Origin of the sequence: Streptomyces ambofaciens ATCC 23877 (assembly GCF_001267885.1) — a bacterium.
GTDB lineage: Bacteria > Actinomycetota > Actinomycetes > Streptomycetales > Streptomycetaceae > Streptomyces > Streptomyces ambofaciens.
This window is the reverse complement of record NZ_CP012382.1, coordinates 2,147,824-2,166,983: the sequence shown is the minus strand read 5'-3', so window position 1 is coordinate 2,166,983 and position 19,160 is coordinate 2,147,824. Positions and strand designations below refer to the sequence as shown.

The window sequence follows — 19,160 nt, the reverse complement described above, 5'->3', positions numbered from 1 at the left end:
CCGTCGGCCCCGTCACGGCGCGGGACACCGCCTGCCCCCACGGCGCGGTGCGCCTCGTGCCGGCCACCGGCGAGCGCGGGGCCGAGTGTCAGTGGTCCGTGGCAGGATCGGGGACGTGGCAGAGACAGCAGCGAAGAAGACCGACAACACCTCCGGCGGCCGTCCGCGCCTGATGCTCATGGACGGGCACTCACTGGCGTACCGCGCGTTCTTCGCGCTGCCCGCGGAGAACTTCACGACCGCGACGGGCCAGCCGACCAACGCGATCTACGGCTTCGCGTCGATGCTGGCCAACACGCTGCGTGACGAGGCTCCCACGCACTTCGCGGTGGCGTTCGACGTCTCCCGCAAGACCTGGCGGTCGGAGGAGTTCACCGAGTACAAGGCGAACCGCTCCAAGACCCCGGACGAGTTCAGGGGCCAGGTCGAGCTGATCGGCGAGCTGCTCGACGCCATGCACGTGCAGCGCTTCGCCGTCGAGGGCTTCGAGGCCGACGACGTCATCGCCACGCTCGCCACCCAGGCCGAGGCCGAGGGCTTCGACGTGCTGATCGTCACCGGCGACCGGGACTCCTTCCAGCTGGTCAGTGACCACACCACGGTCCTCTACCCGACCAAGGGCGTCTCCGAGCTGACCCGCTTCACACCGGAGAAGGTCTTCGAGAAGTACGGACTGACCCCCGCCCAGTACCCCGACTTCGCGGCGCTGCGCGGCGACCCGTCCGACAACCTGCCGGGCATCCCCGGCGTGGGCGAGAAGACGGCCGCGAAGTGGATCAACCAGTTCGGGTCCTTCGCCGACCTGGTCGAGCGCGTCGACGAGGTCAAGGGCAAGGCCGGGCAGAACCTGCGCGACCACCTGGAGTCGGTCAAGCTCAACCGCCGGCTCACCGAGCTGGAGCGCCGGGTCGAGCTGCCGAAGACGGTCACCGACCTGGAGCGCACGGCGTACGACCGCAAGGGCGTCGCGATGATCCTGGACACCCTGGAGATCCGGAACCCGTCGCTGCGCGAGCGGCTCTACGCCGTCGACCCGGGCGCCGAGGAGGCCGAGGCCGCTCCGGTCGTGGCCGACGGCGTGGAGCTGGACGGCACGGTGCTGGGCACGGGCGAGCTGGCCGGCTGGCTCGCCGAGCACGGCACGGGGACCCTCGGCGTCGCCACGGTCGACACCTGGGCGCTGGGCACCGGCTCGGTCGCCGAGGTCGCGCTCGCCGCGTCCGGCGGACCGGCCGCCTGGTTCGACCCGGCCGAGCTGGACGAGGCCGACGAGACGGCGTTCACGGCCTGGCTGTCCGACGCGGGCCGGCCGAAGGTCTTCCACAACGCCAAGGGCGCCATGCGCGTCTTCGCCGAGCACGGCTGGACCGTCGCCGGCGTCGGCATGGACACCGCGCTCGCGGCCTACCTGGTCAAGCCGGGCCGGCGCTCCTTCGACCTGGACGCGCTGTCCCTGGAGTACCTGCACCGCGAGCTGGCGCCCGCCGCTGCGGCCGACGGCCAGCTGGCCTTCGGCGCGGACGACGGTGCCGAGGCCGAGGCGCTGATGGTGCAGGCCCGCGCGATCCTGGACCTGGGAGAAGCCTTCGAAGGGCGCCTGGCGGACGTCGGCGCGGCAGACCTGCTGCGCGACATGGAGCTGCCCACGTCCGCGCTGCTGGCCCGCATGGAGCGGCACGGCATCGCGGCAGACCGGGAGCACCTGCAGGCGATGGAGCAGATGTTCGCGGGCGCCGTACAGCAGGCGGTGAAGGAGGCGCACGCGGCGGCCGGCCGTGAGTTCAACCTGGGCTCGCCCAAGCAGCTTCAGGAGGTCCTCTTCGGCGAGCTGAACCTGCCGAAGACCAAGAAGACCAAGACCGGCTACACCACGGACGCCGACGCCCTGGCCTGGCTGGCGGCCCAGACCGACAACGAACTGCCGGTGATCATGCTCCGCCACCGGGAGCAGGCCAAGCTGCGCGTCACGGTGGAGGGCCTGATCAAGACGATCGCCACCGACGGCCGCATCCACACCACGTTCAACCAGACGGTCGCCGCCACGGGTCGCCTCTCGTCCACGGACCCGAACCTGCAGAACATCCCGGTCCGTACCGACGAGGGCCGCGCGATCCGGCGCGGGTTCGTCGTCGGTGAGGGCTTCGAGTCCCTGATGACGGCGGACTACAGCCAGATCGAACTGCGCGTGATGGCCCACCTCTCCGAGGACGAGGGCCTGACCGAGGCGTTCACCTCCGGCGAGGACCTGCACACCACCGCCGCCGCGCAGGTCTTCTCGGTCGAGCAGTCCGCGGTGGACGCGGAGATGCGCCGCAAGATCAAGGCCATGTCCTACGGCCTGGCGTACGGTCTGTCGGCCTTCGGCCTCTCCCAGCAGCTGAACATCGAGGCGGCCGAGGCCCGCGGCCTGATGGACGCCTACTTCGAGCGGTTCGGCGGCGTACGGGACTATCTGCGCCGGGTCGTCGACGAGGCGCGGGCGACGGGGTACACGGCGACGCTCTTCGGCCGCCGCCGCTACCTGCCCGACCTCAACAGCGACAACCGTCAGCGCCGCGAGGCGGCCGAGCGCATGGCCCTGAACGCCCCGATCCAGGGCACGGCGGCCGACATCGTCAAGATCGCCATGCTCAACGTGGACAAGGCGCTGCGCGAGGCCGGTCTCGCCTCGCGCATGCTGCTCCAGGTCCACGACGAAATCGTCCTGGAGATCGCTCCCGGCGAGCGCGCGGCGGCGGAGGAGCTCGTCCGCCGCGAGATGGCGAACGCGGTGCGGCTCAGGGTCCCCCTGGGCGTCTCGGTGGGCTCGGGCCCGGATTGGGAGTCGGCAGCGCACTAGCCTCCGGCGGTCGGCGGTCGGCGGTCGGCGGTCGGCGGTCGGCGGTCGGCGGTCGGCGGTCGGCGGGGGGCGGGCTCGCCTGTGTGTGGCGGCAGCCGGTGCTGCGTGGGGTCGGTCGGCCCGGGCGATCGGGTCGGCCGCGCCCGCGTCCGGGGTCGATCCGCTCTCGGACCCGGCCCCGCACTGGGCTCAAGACGGCTCGCGCTCGGCCGGAGCTCCGGTCCCGTCCCACCCCGCCCGGGACCGCATCTGCCTCGCTCGCACTCCGGGCTCCTCGCGCCCGGGAGTGCCGACGTGCCATCGAGGCATCGCCGACGTTCGGGCGTCGTCGCCGGTCGTCGCCGGCCGGTGTACGAGGCGGTGTCGAGCGCTGGGCCGGCCCGTGGCGCATGACGCAGGGGCGGGGGCCCGTGTCCTTGCTGTGCGGTCCACCGGCCGGGACCGGCCTGGTCGGACGTCCGTACCCGCCCGTCCCGAGCGCACACCCCCGCCGACGCGCCCCCTCCCGCTCCGCGGGGGCCGTCACTCAGGTGGCCCTCGCGAAAGCGCCCTCCGTCCCCGTCTCCCGTGAGGATGCGGGCATGGGTATACGCATGCTCCACCACCGGACGACACCGGCACGGGCAAGCACCGACCGACCCGCCCGCGTGCTCTTCCTGCCGGTCCCGGTCTTCGCGCCGGGCGCAAGCACCGGCCGCACCCCCACCACCCTCGCCACGGCCCTGCGCCGTACCGCGACGGACCTCCGCCGCAGGCTCACCCGCCGCGTCGACCGGGACGACCGGACCGCGGCCCCCACGCCCCCGCCCGGCGCCCTCGCCCGGCACCTGTGGGTCGACCTGGCCCGCGGCTACCTGGCGCTCGCGCTCACGCTGATGCCGCGGACACGGCCCGCACACAGCTTCACCGTGTTCGTCGCGAGCACCGACACCCTCAGCGCGCGACCCGGCGGTCCGGCTCCGTACCGGCGCCTCCTGGGCTTCCGGGAACCGGGGCCGGACGCCACGCCCTGACCCCCACGGCGTACAGCAACAGCCCGGGGGCGAGCCCCGCACCCGCGCCGAAGCACAGCGTCGGGATCAGCTCCCAGGGTTTCGCCACGTCTCCCCAGTAGGCCCACCAGCGTGCCGCCCGCTGCACCGCCCCGACCACGGCGCAACCGCCGAGCACCGCTCCGGCCCACCACCGGTCCCGTACGGAGAGGACCGGAACGCCCAGCGGCTCGGCCCGGGGCGCCCGGCGCAGCGCCCGCGCCAGGAACACGGCGAGGACGACCGCGGCCACGGCGGAACCGCCGTACTGGAGGTACCAGTAGAGCGGCGAGCCCGCGATCTCCCGCCCGAGGACCGGGAACACCCGCATCCCCCAGCGGTCGAGGTGCGTGAACGCGTCCCACACCACGTGCGTCAGCGCCCCCAGCACGGCCGACACGTACCACCGCACGACGAGCGAGGTGTCCACGCGCGCGCGTGGCGTCCCGCAGCGCAGCAGGGCGGCGGCACGGCCCTGCCGGGCCCGCGGCAACAAGGCCACCAGCGGTTCGCGGAGCAGCAGCCACACCCCCACCAGCACCCAGGCGATGACCACGTCGACGACGAGGACGCCCGGGAAGGAGTGCGTGACGTCCCCGAACTCCATCGCCCCGGACAGGAAACTGGCCGCGTAATAGGTGATGTCGGGTGAAAATGACCCTGCCACGAGTACGGCGGGCACCAGCGGCCCCCGGCCGGTCCCGTCGCTCCTCATCGCGGGCAGCACGGCGGCCGCATGACTGAGGGTGAACGGCAACAGAACTCCTCATATGGCCAACTGGTGAATATCGGGCACGAATGGGTGCCCGTGCAAAGCAAGTTGTCGTAGGGTCGCCTGCGGCACCGTACTGGTCGAACAGACGGACACCGCGCGGGGATGGTTGCGGTGCAACCATCGGCGCGTACCGATCGTCACAGCAGGGTGGGCAGGACGGGCCGGCGCGACAGCCGAAGACCGACGGAGAGGGACGCGAGGGCGTCCACGGGAGGGGTTCACTCTATGGCGGCGCATTTCGACAGGAGGCTCCGCAAGGCGGCGGTCACCACCACCGTGGCGGCGGTCGTGGTCGCGGCCCTGTCCGCGTCCCAGGCCCCCGACGTGACGGCCGACGCCCACGGCAGACAGACCACGGCCGACAACATGCCGACGTCCGACGCGCCCTCCGAGGAGAGCGCCACCGGCAACTCGCCGTACTACACGGACCTTCCGCCGCTCAACAGCCCGAGCCCCGCGCCGACCATCGGCACCCCCGCCTCCCGGGGCCCGGCCGAAGCGGGCATTCCCGCCACCGTGCTCGACGCCTACAAGAAGGCCGAGTCGGAGCTGCGCCGGACCAAACCGGGCTGCAACCTGCCGTGGCAACTGCTGGCCGCCATCGGCAAGGTGGAGTCGGGGCAGGCACGCGGCGGCAGGGTCGACGCGCAGGGCAACACCCTCGGCCGGATCATCGGCCCGCAGCTCGACGGCAACGGCTTCGCGCTCATCAAGGACACCGACAACGGCGTCTACGACGGGAACAGCAGGTACGACAACGCCGTCGGCCCCATGCAGTTCATCCCCTCCACGTGGGCGTGGGCGGGCCGCGACGGCAACGCCGACGGCAAGGACGACCCCAACAACATCTACGACGCCGCGCTCTCCGCCGGCCACTATCTGTGCCGCAACGGCTGGGACCTGTCCGTCCAGGCCGACCTCAACCGGGCGATCCTCAGCTACAACAACTCGCAGGACTACCTCCACACGGTCCTGTCCTGGCTGGAGCACTACCGCAAGGGCACCCACGAGATCCCCGACGGCACCGGCACCCTGCCCGTGGGCCGCAGCGACGACGGCACCGGTCTGACCGGCCCCAGCCCGTCTCCCGGCGCGACGGGCGCGACGGGCGCCACGGGTGCCACGGGCGCGACCACCGGCCCCACGGCTCCCGGCACATCGACGCCCGGCCCGGGGAAGCCGACGCCCCCCGCACCCCCCAAGCCCTCCGACCCCGGCACGGGCTCTCCGAGCCCGAAGCCCCCGACCGATCCGGCGACTCCGCCCACGACCGAGACCCCCACGGACACGGTGCACCACCTGGAGAACGCCGGTACCACGGGGCTGACCGCGATCGCGGGCGACACCTTCACCCAGAAGATCAGCACCCGTGCCGAGACCAAGGCCGGCCAGTCCGTCGGCAAGGTGCGTATCCGCTTCACCGTCATCGGCGACACCGACGCCGCCTTCACCGGCGGCGACAAGGTCGCCGCCGTCACCACCAACGCCTCCGGCGTGGCCGTCGCGCCCGCGCTGGTGGCGGGGGAGAAGACCGGCGGGTTCACCGTCCGTGCCACCGTCATCGGCCGGACCGTCGCCGGCCTCGACTACCGGGCCACCGTCACCGAGCGCGTCGCCGACGCGATCGCCCGCACCGGCGCCACCGCCCTGACGTGCACGCCGGGCGGCGAGTTCGCGGACCGGGTCGAGGTGAAGGCCACGCACAAGGGCGCCGCCGCGGACAAGGTCGCCGTCACCGCCACCCTCATCAAGTCGGTGCTCGACCCGGTCGAGAGCGACAAGGGCCCGTACTTCAAGGACGCCGACGGCAAGACCGTCCGCACCCTGACCGGCCTGAAGACCGACGCCAAGGGCCTGCTGACGCTGCCGAAGCTGTACGCGGACGACACCACCGGCACGTTCGTGCTCCGCCTCACCACCGCGGGCGGCGCCACGCTCAACGTCCAGCTGAAGGTGGCCGAGGCCCAGCCGGAGCCGTCGCCGGACCCGTCCACCGACTCGCCCGACGCCTCGCCCAGCCCGTCCACCGAGCCGTCGACCGAGCCGGCCGCGTAGACACGGCTGCTGCCGGAACGACCGAGGGGCGCCCCACCGTCACGGCGGTGGGACGCCCCTCGCCCTTCGCTCCCCGTCACTTCGCGAGCCGGACCTCACTTTCCGAGCCGGGCCTTCGTGTGCCGCGTCGGCTCGGCCGTGGCGGGGTCCTCGGGCCACGGATGCTTCGGGTAACGGCCGCGCAGCTCCGCCCGTACGCCCTTGTATCCGTCCTTCCAGAACGAGGCCAGGTCGGCGGTGACCGCGGCCGGGCGGCCGGCGGGGGAGAGGAGGTGCACGAGCAGCGGCACCCCGGCGACCTCCGGGGAGCGCTGGAGTCCGAACATCTCCTGCAACTTCACCGCCAGGACCGGCTGCCCGGGATCCGTGTAGTCGATCCGGACCCGGGACCCACTGGGGACGAGGATCCGCTCGGGGGCCAGTTCGTCCAGCCGTGCCGCCTCCCCGGAGGCCCAGGGCAGCAACCGTGCCAGCGCCTGCCCCGCGTCGATGCGGGCCAGGTCGGCCCGCCGTCGGGCCCGGCCCAGCTCGGGCTCCAGCCACTCGTCCACGCGCGCGTGCAGCGCCTCGTCGGAGACGTCCGGCCAGGGTGCGCCGAGCCGCCGCCGCAGAAAGGCGAGCCGCTTGCGCAGAACGTCCGCCTCGGCCGACCAGCGCAGCAACCCGAGCCCCTCCTGCCGCAGCCCCTCCAGCAGCGCGTCCCGTACGAGACCGGGGTCGGCGTCGGTGAGGGGCCGCACGGTGAGTTCCACGGCTCCCAGCTGTTCGACACGCCGGGCGACGACGTCGCCGTCACCCCAGTGCACCTCGTCCCGTTCCTCCAGCAGCGCGCCCGCCGCGAGCCGGGCCGCCGCCTCGTCGACGGCCGCCCCGAGCAGCACGCGCGCGTGCCCCCTTCCCACGGGCCGATCGGCCACGGCGACGGCGATCCACGGTGCCCCGCGCAACGCCGACGTCTCCGGCAGCTCGGCCCGGGTCCCGGAGACCATCAGGTACGAGGCGCCGTCCTTCCTCGCCACCCGCTCGGGAAAGGCCAACGCGGCCACCACCCCGACCGACCCGTCGCCGGCGCCACCAGAGCCCCGCCGCCCGGCTCCCTCCACGCCGGCGCCCCTGCCGGGCCTCTCCGGGGCTGTGTCTCTCCCGGCCTCCTCCACGGCGACCACCCTTCCGGGCCCCCGCGCGGCGGCGTCTCTCCCGGGCCCCTGCGCGGCGGCGCCCTTCCCCGGTCCCCGCACGGCGGCCCGCAGCCGTCGCACCTCGGCCTGCCACCGTGCCCCGTAGGCGTCGTTCCCGCGCCGCGCGGCCCGCAGGGCGGCCGCGAGGTCGTCCCCGTACTCCCGCGGTGGCTCCTCGCTGAGCAGCGCGACGACCTCGGCCGCGGCGTCGGACGTCCCGTCGCCGACCGCCCCCAGGCCCTCCGCGTCGAGCAGCGCCCGCCCCAGCCGGGGATGCAGCCCCAGCCGGACCAGCCGTGCACCGCGCTCGGTGGCCCGCCCCGCCGAGTCCACCGCGCCGACCGCCGCGAGCACCTCCCGCGCCGCAGCCATCGCCCCGGCCGGCGGCGGATCGAGCAGCGCCAGCCCGGAGGCGTCCGGGTCGCCCCAGCAGGCCGCCTGGAGCGCGAACGCCGTCAGGTCGGCCACCTTGATCTCCGGCGCCGGGAACCGCGGCAGACGGGCGTCCTCCGCCTCCGCCCAGCAGCGGTACACCGCACCCGGCGCCTCACGCCCGGCCCGGCCGGCCCGCTGCCGCGCCGCCGCGCGGGAGGCGCGCACCGTCGTCAGGGCACTCAGCCCGCGCCCGTGATCCACCCGCGGCTCCCGCGCCAGCCCCGCGTCCACGACCACCCGCACACCCGGGACCGTCAGCGACGACTCGGCCACCGAGGTCGCCAGCACCACGCGACGCCGTGTCCCGGGCACCAGGACCGCGTCCTGCACCGTCGCCGGCGCCCGCCCGTGCACCTGGAGCACCTCGACGTCACCGAGACCCCCCAGCTGCCCGGCCACACGGGAGATCTCCCCGACGCCGGGCAGGAAGCACAGCACGTCCCCGTCCCGCTCGGCCAGGGCCCGCCGCGTCACCGACGCCACGTGAGCGAGCAGCGCCGGGTCCACCCGCATCCCGTGCGGCGGCCGTACCGGACGCGTCGGCGGTGCCCACACCACCTCCACGGGATGGGACACGCCCTCCGCCTCGACAACAGGCGCGCCGCCCAGCAGCCGGGCCCAGCCCGCCGCGTCGGTCGTCGCCGAAGCGGCCACCAGACGCAGCTCGGGGCGCAGCGTCTGCCGCACGTCCCACAGGAACGCGGCCGTCGTGTCCGCGTCCAGATGCCGCTCGTGGCACTCGTCGAGCATCACGACGTCGACGCCCGCCAGCTCCTGGTCGCGTTGCAGCCGCTGCAACAGGACACCGGTCGTCACGACCTCCACGCGTGTGTGCCGCCCGACGACCCGCTCACCGCGCACGCTGTACCCGACGCTCGCGCCCGGCTTCTCGCCCAGCAGCCACGCCATCCGCCGGGCCGCCGCCCGCGCCGCGATCCGCCGCGGCTCGGCCACGACCACGCGCCGCGCGAGACCCTCGCCCAGCAGGCCGGCCAGCGCGAGCGGCACCGACGTGGTCTTGCCGGTACCGGGCGGCGCGACCAGCACCGCGGTGCCGTGCCCCTCCAGGGCGTCGTGCAGCGCGGGCAGGGCCTCGCGCACGGGCAGAGCGTCCAGGGCGTCGTAACGGATCACGCCCCCAGTGTCGTACGGCGGCGAGACCACTCCCCGCGCGCGTGGGGAGAGTGGTGCTCAGGCGCACGCAGCGCGCGCCCGCGCGTGCAGCCGACGTGGACTCAGTCGCGCTCGCACACGAAGACGGCCGTCCCGGGGATCAGATGCCCGCGCAGCGGCGACCAGCCGCCCCACTCGGAGGTGTTCCACTCCGGCCACTCCGGCTCGACCAGGTCCACCAGCCGGAATCCCGACGTCACGACGTCCCGGACGCGGTCACCGAGCGTCCTGTGGTGCTCGACGTACACCGCGCGGCCCTCGTCGTCCTGCTCGACGTACGGCGTGCGGTCGAAGTAGGAGGCGGACACCGACAGCCCCTCGGGACCGGGTTCGTCCGGGAACGCCCAGCGCAGCGGGTGCGTGACCGAGAAGACGAAGCGACCCCCGGGGCGCAGCACCCGGTGCACCTCCCGGAGCACCAGCCGCGGATCGGCGACGAAGGGCAGCGCCCCGTACGCCGAGCACGCGAGGTCGAACGAGCCGTCCGCGAAGGGCAGCACGGCCGCGTCGGCACAGACCAGGGGGAAGGACGAGCCGATGCGCAGCGCGTGCTGGAGCTGGCGGTGGGAGAGGTCCAGGGCCACGGGCCGGGCACCCTGCGCGGTCAGCCAGCGTGAGCACTGGGCGGCGCCGGCGCCGATCTCCAGGACGTCCTTGCCCTTCAGCTCCTCAGCCGGACCGAGGAGCTCGGCCTCCACCTCGTCCAGTCCCTCGGGACACCACACGAAGCGGTCGTCGCCGAGGAAGGTGCCGTGATCGATCTGGTACTCGTCCGCATTACGGTCCCACCACCCACGGTTGGCGCGGGCGCTCTCCGTGACACCGGCGGCACGCCGGGTGGCCTCGGGCTCCGCCGTTTCGGCCTCGGACGTTACGGGCTCTTGGATGACCGGCTCCCTCGTACTAGTCTGCGGGCTCTTCCGTGCCGCCCGCCCCGCTTGTCACGCAAGGGACGTCAAGGGGCCCAGGTGGCCTCCGGGGGCAGCTTTTGTGCCGGGTATGCGGTGATCCGCCCCGGGTGTGCGGCTTCGCGCATTGACCCTGCCCGGCTGCCCCCGTATGCTACAAGTTGCGCTGCGGGCCTGCGCACCTCAGACGTAGCAGGTCGCGCTCGCATCTGTTGTATGTCCCCTCGGTTCTCGAGGTGTCACCCCTGGTTTCGGTGACGCTTCCTTGGCTGTCCGGCTTCTGCAGAGCGAAACGGGCTCCCGGCGTAAGCAGTACCTACGACTTCAATGTCCGTACCGGAGCCCTTTCCCACATGACGAGCAGCACCGAGACCACCGCAACCACCCCGCAGGTAGCGGTCAACGACATCGGTAACGAGGAAGCCTTCCTCGCCGCGATCGACGAGACGATCAAGTACTTCAACGACGGCGACATCGTCGACGGCGTCATCGTGAAGGTCGACCGGGACGAGGTCCTGCTCGACATCGGTTACAAGACCGAAGGTGTGATCCCGAGCCGCGAGCTCTCGATCAAGCACGACGTCGACCCCAACGAGGTCGTCGCCGTGGGTGACGAGATCGAGGCCCTTGTTCTCCAGAAGGAGGACAAGGAAGGCCGCCTGATCCTCTCGAAGAAGCGCGCCCAGTACGAGCGGGCCTGGGGCACCATCGAGAAGATCAAGGAAGAGGACGGGATCGTCACCGGTACCGTCATCGAGGTCGTCAAGGGTGGTCTCATCCTCGACATCGGCCTCCGTGGCTTCCTCCCGGCCTCCTTGGTCGAGATGCGCCGCGTGCGCGACCTCCAGCCCTACGTGGGCAAGGAGCTCGAGGCCAAGATCATCGAGCTGGACAAGAACCGCAACAACGTGGTCCTGTCCCGCCGTGCCTGGCTGGAGCAGACCCAGTCCGAGGTCCGCCAGACGTTCCTCACCACCCTCCAGAAGGGTCAGGTCCGTTCCGGCGTCGTCTCCTCGATCGTCAACTTCGGTGCCTTCGTGGACCTGGGTGGCGTCGACGGTCTGGTCCACGTCTCCGAGCTGTCCTGGAAGCACATCGACCACCCGTCCGAGGTTGTCGAGGTCGGCCAGGAGGTCACCGTCGAGGTTCTCGACGTGGACATGGACCGCGAGCGCGTCTCCCTGTCGCTGAAGGCGACCCAGGAAGACCCGTGGCAGCAGTTCGCCCGCACCCACCAGATCGGCCAGGTCGTGCCCGGCAAGGTCACGAAGCTGGTGCCGTTCGGTGCGTTCGTCCGCGTGGACGAGGGCATCGAGGGTCTGGTCCACATCTCCGAGCTGGCCGAGCGCCACGTGGAGATCCCGGAGCAGGTCGTCCAGGTCAACGACGAGATCTTCGTCAAGGTCATCGACATCGACCTCGAGCGCCGTCGCATCAGCCTCTCGCTGAAGCAGGCCAACGAGTCCTTCGGTGCCGACCCGTCGGCGGTCGAGTTCGACCCGACCCTGTACGGCATGGCCGCGTCCTACGACGACCAGGGCAACTACATCTACCCCGAGGGCTTCGACCCCGAGACCAACGACTGGCTCGAGGGCTACGAGACCCAGCGCGAGGCGTGGGAGACCCAGTACGCCGAGGCGCAGCAGCGCTTCGAGCAGCACCAGGCGCAGGTCATCAAGTCCCGCGAGGCGGACGAGAAGGCCGCTGCCGAGGGTGTCGACACCGCGGGTGCGGCTCCGGCCGCCTCCAGCGGTGGTGGCGGCGGCGGCTCGTACTCCTCCGAGGGCGGCGACAACTCCGGCGCCCTGGCGTCGGACGAGGCGCTGGCCGCGCTGCGCGAGAAGCTGGCCGGCGGCCAGAGCTGATCGCGGGCCACTGAGGCCCAGTAGTCGACCGAGGGGTCGCACCTTTCGAGGTGCGGCCCCTCGGCCGTGCCGCGACACCCGTGCCGCGACACCCGCGTGGAGGCGCCCGTGTGGCGACGCCCCTGCCGCCGTACCCGAACGCCCCCTGCCGTCGCCAAGATCACGGCACCGCGCCTACCGGGAATGTCCGCCCACGTGCGGACGTTGTGACGTACGGACACGAGGAGGGGAGCGGACACTGTGCTTGATCCGCAGGGTTTGTACGCATGGGAGCCGAAGGGCTTGGCCGTCGTCGACATGGCACTCGCCCAGGAGTCGGCCGGACTGGTCATGCTCTACCACTTCGACGGATACATCGACGCGGGCGAGACCGGCGACCAGATCGTCGACCAGGTGCTCGACTCGCTGCCCCACCAGCTCGTCGCCCGCTTCGACCACGACCGGCTCGTGGACTACCGGGCGCGTCGCCCGCTGCTGACCTTCAAGCGGGACACCTGGACGGACTACGAGGAGCCCGCCATCGAGGTGCGGGTCGTGCAGGACGCGACCGGTGCGCCCTTCCTGCTGCTGTCGGGCCCCGAGCCGGACGTCGAATGGGAGCGCTTCGCCGCCGCCGTCGGGCAGATCGTCGAGCGTCTCGGCGTCCGCCTCTCGGTCAACTTCCACGGCATCCCGATGGGCGTGCCGCACACCCGCCCCGTCGGCATCACCCCGCACGGCAACCGCACCGACCTCGTGCCGGGCCACCCCAGCCCGTTCGAGGAGGCCCAGGTCCCGGGCAGCGCCGAGGCGCTCGTGGAGTACCGGCTGATGCAGGCGGGCCACGAGGTCCTGGGAGTCGCCGCGCACGTCCCGCACTACATCGCCCGCTCGCCCTATCCGGACGCCGCCCTGACCGTCCTGGAGGCCATCACGGCGGCGACGGGACTGGTCCTGCCGGGCATCGCGCACTCCCTGCGGACGGAGGCGCACCGCACGCAGACGGAGATCGACCGTCAGGTCCAGGAGGGCGACGAGGAACTCACCGCGCTCGTCCAGGGCCTGGAGCACCAGTACGACGCCGTCGCGGGCGCCGAGACCCGGGGCAACATGCTCGCCGAGCCCGTCGACATCCCGTCGGCGGACGAGATCGGCCGCGAGTTCGAACGCTTCCTGGCGGAGCGGGAGGGCGACGGCTGACGCCGGGCCGGCCAGGGCGACGGCTGACGCCGGGCCGGTACCGCACCGGCCGCCCTGTCGGAACGGCGGCCGACGGCAGGCCCTAAGCTTCCGCTCATGCTGAAGGTGGGCCTGACCGGCGGGATCGGCGCCGGCAAGAGCGAGGTGTCACGGCTGCTCGTCGAACACGGCGCCGTACTGATCGACGCGGACCGGATCGCGCGCGAGGTCGTGGCGCCGGGGACCCCGGGGCTGGCCGCGGTCGTGGAGGCGTTCGGCGAGGGCGTGCTCACCGAGGACGGCAGCCTGGACCGGCCGAAGCTCGGCTCGATCGTCTTCGCCGACCCGGAGAAGCTGGCCGCGCTGAACTCGATCGTGCACCCCCTGGTCGGTGAACGCTCACGCGCCCTGGAAGAGGCGGCTGCCGAAGACGCCGTCGTCGTCCACGACGTCCCCCTGCTCACGGAGAACGGCCTGGCACCGCTGTACGACGTCGTGGTCGTCGTCGACGCCGACCCGGCCACCCAGCTCGACCGCCTGGTCCGGCTGCGGGGCATGACCGAGCAGGACGCACGTGCGCGCATGGCCGCCCAGGCGACGCGCGAGCAGCGCCGGGAGATCGCGGACGTGGTCATCGACAACGACGTACCGCTGGACGAGCTGAGAGCCCGCGTGAGCGAGGTGTGGGCCGAGCTGTCCCGCGGAGCGCACGCGTCGCGCTGAGCGCCCGGGCGCGTACGGAGCGGGCCGTGGCCGCACCCGGCCGCCCCTGTCGCTCCTGGAATAGCGGCTCCCGCGCGGGCGTTGATCCCTCCGAGAGAGGGAAGGATGCTGCCGTGCCCGAGACCAGCGGTTCGACCGGACGTACTCCGGAGACGGATGTCATCGACTTCCGTGCCGCCGAGCAACTGCTCGCGGCGCGGGACCCGCAGGGCGCGGTCAAACTGCTCGACGGGGTCATCGGCGTGCACCCGGAGAACACGGCCGCGCGACTGCTGCGTGCGCGCGCCTTCTTCGCGGCGGCGCAACTGAGACCGGCCGAGCTGGAGTTCACCATCGTGCTGGAGCGCGAGCCGGACAACGCGTTCGCGCACTTCGCGCTCGCCCGCACCTACGAGCGCCGGGGCTGCCCCGACCAGGCCCGACGCCACTTCCGGCTGGCGGCGGCTCTGGACCCGAACCCGGAGTACCTGCAGCAGGCGCGCTTCGACTCGTGACGGGTCCGGACGCCCACCCGGTGCCCTGCTGACGTGTCCCTGATCCTCATGGCCGGTCCGGGGCGGTTCCTCGACGGCCGGTACGGGTCAGTTCCTCGGTGGCCGGTACGGCGGGATGTCCGGACCCGGCTGGTAGTGCGGGCCCTGCCGGATGTGCCGAACGATCACGACGAGGTCGACCGTGGCGACGAGCCACAGGACCCCGCACGCGAGCGCCCATCCGGGCCGCCCGACCACCGCGAAGGCGGCCGTCCCGAAGAGGGCCCAGATCACTCCCCACAGGCTCAGCCAGAAGCGCGCCCGCAGGGCACTGCGCGCGGTGGCCGGTTCACTGCCGGTGCGCATCGATCATCACTCCTGTGGAAAAGGTACTGCGGGAGACCGACGAGGGGGAAACGCGCTGTGCTACCGGACCGACCCGCCTCTACGGACCGACCCGCCTCTACGGACCGACCCGCCTCTACGGACCGCTCGGGCACACCGGACCTCTCCGGCGTCCCAGACCGCTCCGGCATCCCGGACCGACCCGTGCTGCCGGATGTCGACGACCTGCCCGAGCTGCTGCTGGACCTGGCGGTTCCGCACGAGGACATCAACGTACTGGTGGGACGGCGCGGTCTGGTGACCCGCGACGCCGGGACGAGACGGCTGCTGGAGGAGTGCGTCGAGGAACTGGTGCGGGACGTCGGGGTCGAGGCGGGCGACGCGGAGGGCGCGCGGCGGTTCGGGGAGCGTCTGGCCGAGGCCCCGGAGGCGCTGGGCGGATACTTCGCCGCCTACGTCTTCGTCGCCGCGCTGCCCTGGACACGCGCCTACCACGAGGAGCGCGGCGTCCCGGCGGAGGTCACCCGGCACACCCTCGCCGACCTGGGGCGGAACATGGCGAGCCATCGCAGGAGGTACGGCACCGGCGGGGTACGCGCCCCGCGGTGGCTGGTGCACCACTTCCGGGGAGAACTTTACCAACTGGGGCGGTTGCAGTTCGAACGGGCCACCGTCGGGGAGCGCACTGCTCCGGTACTGCGGGCGGCCGGGATGGACGCGGTGCCGGGCGAGCCCGCTCTCGCCCTCCACGTCCCGGACTTCCGCGGGCCCCTCACACCGGCCGCCTGCGACCGCTCACTCGCGCTCGCCGAGCGGTTCTTCCGCCGGCACTTCCCGGAGGAGCCGTACCGTGCCGCGATGTGCCACTCCTGGCTCCTCGACCCGCAGCTGAAGGGCTATCTGGACGCGGATTCCAACATCGTGCGCTTCCAGGAGCGTTTCCGGGTGGCACCGCAGGACACCGAGCCCGCCGACGAGGAACCCGTGCGCTTCGTCTTCGGGGACCCCTCCCTGCCGGTCGACGACCTGCCGCGGCGCACCTCGGTGGAGCGGGCGGTCGGGGACCATCTGCGGGCGGGCGGGCACTGGTACGTCAGGTACGGCTGGTTCCCCCTCTGACGTACGCCGGCCACGCCGGCGGCCCCCCGGCTCCGCCGACAGGCGCGTCCACCGGCGCCCTCCGTTCGGGACGGCCGACGCGTTCACTCCGACGGGTGAACCGGGCCGCGAGGGGAACGGGCGTGCGGAGGCCGTCCGTTGGACGGACATGGAGCTGAGGATGCGAGAGGGACACCAGGGGACGGGACCCGGGGCCATCACCCCGGACGGCTGTGCGGTCGAGCTCTATTCGCGGCTGCCCGCGGGAGCCGAGCCGGACGTCATCGCCGCCGCCGTGCCCGAGGGCGCGCACATCCTGGAGCTGGGCAGCGGCGTGGGGCGCATGACCCACCCGCTGCTGGAGCGGGGGTTCAGGGTGACCGCGGTGGACGAGTCCGCCGAGATGCTGGAGCACGTACGCGGGACACGCACGATATGCAGCCCGATCGAGGACCTCGACCTGGGCGAGCGCTTCGACGTCGTGCTGCTGGCGTCGTTCCTCGTGCACGCCGGAGACGCCGAGGTGAGACGGGGGCTGCTGCGCACCTGCGTCCGCCATGTCGCGGAGGGCGGCTGCGTCCTGATCCAGAAGGAGGGGGCGGACTACCACACGGACCTGCCGCGCGAGCGGGTCGACCCCAGCGGCTTCACCGTGCGGATCGTCTCGTCGGAGCCGGTCGGAGACGGTGTCAACTCGGTGCGCGCGGAGTACGAGTTCCCGGACGCGGTCTGGACGCAGACCTTCCGTGCCCGGCCCATGACCGAGGAGCAGTTCGAGCAGGCACTGGAGGAGGTGGGGCTCCGGGTGGACCGGCGTCTGACCGAGGACGGGACGTGGGTCAGCGCGCTGCCCGTTTCCTGAAGGGGCCGGCGATGAGTTCGGGGCCGACGGGCGGTCTACCTCTCCGACAGCTTCCCGGACCGCTCACCAGGAGACCCTCATGTCTCAGCCCGCCGCCCCGATCGTCGCCGCCGCCCCGTCGAGCCCTGGTGCTTCCGCGGCCCCGGCGACTTCCACCGCACCGGCCCGTGGGCGGGGCGCCCGGACCGTCCTGCGTGCGGTGCAGGTGCTCCTCGCGGTGTTCTTCGCCGGGGCGAGCGCCTTGCCCAAGCTGATCGCGCACTCCTCGGCGGCCGACACCTTCGCCACGATGGGCTGGGGCAACGCGGGCATGTACGTCATCGGCGTGCTCGAACTGGCCGGCGCGATCGCTCTGTTGATCCCCGCACTGCAGTCGGTGGCCGCGGCGGCCCTCGGCGCTCTGATGGTCGGCGCGTTCGTCGTCCAGCTCGCCTGCTTCGACGGGGACAACGCCGCGACACCCGTCATCCTCATGGTGCCGCTCCTGCTCGTCGCCTGGGCCCGGCGCGGACACAACGAGGAGCTTCTCCGCCGGGTACGGCCCCGGCGCGCCTGAACCGGGCAGGTGCCCCGCCTCGGACGCTGCCGCGGACGACGTCCGCGGCAGCGTCCGAGGCAGGGCACGCGGGCGGGGCCGCGGCGCTTTCAGGGCCTGGTCTCGGCATCCCTCCGGGCGCGGCTCAGGCTTTCGAGTCCTCGCAGGCGTTCCAGTTCGCGGCGGTCGCGCTTGGTGGGGCGGCCGGCGCCGCGGTCGCGGATGCCGGCCGGGGCGACGGCCTCGCGGGGCGGGGGCGGCGGGGAGTTGTCGAGGTAGCACTGGGCGGCGACCGGGGCGCCGACGCGCTTGCGGATCAGTCGCTTCACGACGACGACGCGTTCCCTGCCCTCGTGCCGCAGGCGCACCTCGTCGCCGACGCGCAGGGAGTACGCGGGCTTCACGCGCTCGCCGTTCACCCGGACATGGCCGCCTCGGCAGGCGGTCGCGCCGAGGGAGCGGGTCTTGATGAGACGCACGGCCCAGATCCAGCTGTCCACCCGGACGGTCTCGCCGTTCTGCGGCCCGGCCGCCTCGGCGGCGGCGATCGCCGCGGCGGTCTTCGGGTCCGGGGGCTCGGAGACGCCGGCGGCTGCGTCGCCCGGGCCGGGCTGCCCGGTGCCGCGGCCACCGACCGCCTCGGGCCGCTGCCCGGTGGCCTTGCCGCCGACCGCGTCCGCGGCCCTCTCCGCGACGCTGTCGCCGGCCGCTGTCCCGGCCTGTACCGCGCGGGCGTCCCGTGGGGCGGCCGGCCCGCCGTTCCTGCCCTCGTCATGCTCGGAAGCCATGGTCCGACCTTAACCGTCCGGCCGGACGAGAGAGACCTCTATTTCCGCGGGCCGGCACCGCCTGGACGCCCGTCGGGGTCTGCTCGTCGAGGTCGGTGACGGGCGATCGCGGACGCAGTGCCCGGCGCCTCGCCCACTGCCGCCTTCCGGCAGCGGCCGCATGGCGTTCTACGGTGGAGGCATGAACACCAGCGGCCTCTCCGTACTCGACCGGCGCATCGAGGAGTGCCGGGCCTGTCCGCGGCTCGTCGACTGGCGGGAGGAGGTGGCCCGCACCAAACGGGCCGCCTTCGCCGACTGGACCTACTGGGGACGACCCGTGCCGGGCTTCGGTCCGCCGGACGCGCGTCTGCTGATCGTCGGGCTCGCCCCCGCGGCCCACGGAGGCAATCGCACCGGCCGGATGTTCACCGGGGACCGCTCCGGGGACGTGCTGTACCAGGCGTTGTACGACGTGGGGCTCGCCTCGCAGCCCACCGCCGTCTCCGCGGACGACGGCCTGGAACTGCTCGGCGTGCGCGTCACCTCGCCGGTGCACTGCGCCCCGCCCGAGAACAAGCCCACCCCCGCCGAGCGCGACACCTGCCGTCCCTGGCTCATCCAGGAACTGGGGCTGCTGAGGCCCACACTGCGGACGGTGGTCGTGCTCGGCGCCTTCGGCTGGCAGGCCGCACTCCCGGCATTCGCCGAGGCGGGCTGGATCGTGCCACGCCCCCGCCCCGCCTTCGGACACGGCCGACACGTCAGGCTGGACGCTCCCGACGGCCCCGGCCTGGACCTCTTCGGCTGCTTCCATGTCAGCCAGCGCAACACGTTCACCGGCCGTCTCACCCCCGAGATGCTCCGTGACGTGCTCCGTACGGCGGCCGACACGGCCGGGCTGCCCACCGCGTGAGGCTCGGCGTGCGGATCACACGGG

At 73.0% G+C, this 19,160-nt stretch carries 16 protein-coding genes; 11 read left to right on the top strand and 5 right to left on the bottom strand.

The features are described from left to right. The first annotated feature begins 115 nt into the window (after positions 1 to 115). Together polA and SAM23877_RS09775 are read left to right on the top strand one after the other, a co-directional pair. Positions 116 to 2,839, top strand: a complete 2,724-nt coding sequence (gene polA, locus SAM23877_RS09780) for a DNA polymerase I (protein ID WP_053129108.1) — start codon at positions 116 to 118, stop codon at positions 2,837 to 2,839. 581 nt (positions 2,840 to 3,420) lie between these two features. Continuing rightward, positions 3,421 to 3,852: a hypothetical protein gene (locus SAM23877_RS09775; RefSeq protein WP_174532207.1), complete on the top strand. Its 432-nt coding sequence runs from the start codon at positions 3,421 to 3,423 to the stop codon at positions 3,850 to 3,852. Here SAM23877_RS09775 and SAM23877_RS09770 read toward each other — a convergent pair. After that, complete coding sequence (locus SAM23877_RS09770) at positions 3,773 to 4,627, bottom strand: DUF4184 family protein (protein WP_053129103.1); 855 nt, start codon at positions 4,625 to 4,627, stop codon at positions 3,773 to 3,775. The two genes, SAM23877_RS09775 and SAM23877_RS09770, sit on opposite strands and share 80 nt — an antisense overlap. Positions 4,628 to 4,870: 243 nt before the next feature. On the opposite strand from SAM23877_RS09770, the gene SAM23877_RS09765 reads away from it, so the two are divergent. After that, positions 4,871 to 6,700, top strand: a complete 1,830-nt coding sequence (locus SAM23877_RS09765) for a lytic transglycosylase domain-containing protein (protein ID WP_053129100.1) — start codon at positions 4,871 to 4,873, stop codon at positions 6,698 to 6,700. 95 nt (positions 6,701 to 6,795) lie between these two features. On the opposite strand, the gene SAM23877_RS09760 is transcribed toward SAM23877_RS09765, so the two are convergent. Both SAM23877_RS09760 and SAM23877_RS09755 read right to left on the bottom strand, forming a co-directional pair. Further along, positions 6,796 to 9,447 (bottom strand): ATP-dependent RNA helicase, encoded by a 2,652-nt coding sequence (locus SAM23877_RS09760; RefSeq protein WP_053129097.1) that lies wholly within the window; start codon positions 9,445 to 9,447, stop codon positions 6,796 to 6,798. A gap of 101 nt (positions 9,448 to 9,548) precedes the next feature. After that, a complete protein-coding gene (locus tag SAM23877_RS09755; RefSeq protein WP_053129094.1) occupies positions 9,549 to 10,373 on the bottom strand; it encodes a class I SAM-dependent methyltransferase in 825 nt (274 codons plus the stop codon). 374 nt (positions 10,374 to 10,747) lie between these two features. Here SAM23877_RS09755 and rpsA point away from each other — a divergent pair, with 374 nt between their 5' ends. The 4 genes from rpsA (at position 10,748) to SAM23877_RS09735 (ending at position 14,634) form a co-directional block, all read left to right on the top strand. Then, entirely contained in the window at positions 10,748 to 12,259 is a 1,512-nt protein-coding gene (gene rpsA / locus SAM23877_RS09750) for a 30S ribosomal protein S1 (protein ID WP_053129091.1), read from the top strand. 240 nt (positions 12,260 to 12,499) lie between these two features. Further along, on the top strand, positions 12,500 to 13,438 hold the full coding sequence (locus SAM23877_RS09745) for a PAC2 family protein (protein WP_053129088.1): 939 nt from the start codon (positions 12,500 to 12,502) through the stop codon (positions 13,436 to 13,438). 96 nt (positions 13,439 to 13,534) lie between these two features. Further along, complete coding sequence (gene coaE / locus SAM23877_RS09740) at positions 13,535 to 14,140, top strand: dephospho-CoA kinase (RefSeq protein ID WP_053129085.1); 606 nt, start codon at positions 13,535 to 13,537, stop codon at positions 14,138 to 14,140. Between the two features lie 113 nt (positions 14,141 to 14,253). After that, complete coding sequence (locus SAM23877_RS09735) at positions 14,254 to 14,634, top strand: tetratricopeptide repeat protein (protein ID WP_053129082.1); 381 nt, start codon at positions 14,254 to 14,256, stop codon at positions 14,632 to 14,634. Positions 14,635 to 14,721: 87 nt separating this feature from the next. On the opposite strand, the gene SAM23877_RS09730 is transcribed toward SAM23877_RS09735, so the two are convergent. Beyond that, on the bottom strand, positions 14,722 to 14,979 hold the full coding sequence (locus tag SAM23877_RS09730; RefSeq protein WP_053129079.1) for a DUF6343 family protein: 258 nt from the start codon (positions 14,977 to 14,979) through the stop codon (positions 14,722 to 14,724). A 183-nt stretch (positions 14,980 to 15,162) separates the two neighbouring features. Here SAM23877_RS09730 and SAM23877_RS09725 point away from each other — a divergent pair, with 183 nt between their 5' ends. The 3 genes from SAM23877_RS09725 (at position 15,163) to SAM23877_RS09715 (ending at position 17,474) form a co-directional block, all read left to right on the top strand. Then, on the top strand, positions 15,163 to 16,077 hold the full coding sequence (locus tag SAM23877_RS09725) for an acyltransferase domain-containing protein (protein WP_053129076.1): 915 nt from the start codon (positions 15,163 to 15,165) through the stop codon (positions 16,075 to 16,077). Between the two features lie 160 nt (positions 16,078 to 16,237). Next, positions 16,238 to 16,918, top strand: a complete 681-nt coding sequence (locus SAM23877_RS09720; protein WP_053129073.1) for a class I SAM-dependent methyltransferase — start codon at positions 16,238 to 16,240, stop codon at positions 16,916 to 16,918. Between the two features lie 79 nt (positions 16,919 to 16,997). Then, complete coding sequence (locus SAM23877_RS09715) at positions 16,998 to 17,474, top strand: DoxX family protein (RefSeq protein WP_053129070.1); 477 nt, start codon at positions 16,998 to 17,000, stop codon at positions 17,472 to 17,474. An 89-nt stretch (positions 17,475 to 17,563) separates the two neighbouring features. On the opposite strand, the gene SAM23877_RS09710 is transcribed toward SAM23877_RS09715, so the two are convergent. Then, on the bottom strand, positions 17,564 to 18,241 hold the full coding sequence (locus SAM23877_RS09710; RefSeq protein ID WP_053129067.1) for an RNA-binding S4 domain-containing protein: 678 nt from the start codon (positions 18,239 to 18,241) through the stop codon (positions 17,564 to 17,566). Between the two features lie 181 nt (positions 18,242 to 18,422). Here SAM23877_RS09710 and SAM23877_RS09705 point away from each other — a divergent pair, with 181 nt between their 5' ends. Continuing rightward, the gene (locus tag SAM23877_RS09705) at positions 18,423 to 19,136 is read left to right on the top strand and encodes a uracil-DNA glycosylase (protein WP_053129064.1); all 714 of its coding nucleotides are present in this window, start codon (positions 18,423 to 18,425) and stop codon (positions 19,134 to 19,136) included. Positions 19,137 to 19,160 lie beyond the last annotated feature (24 nt).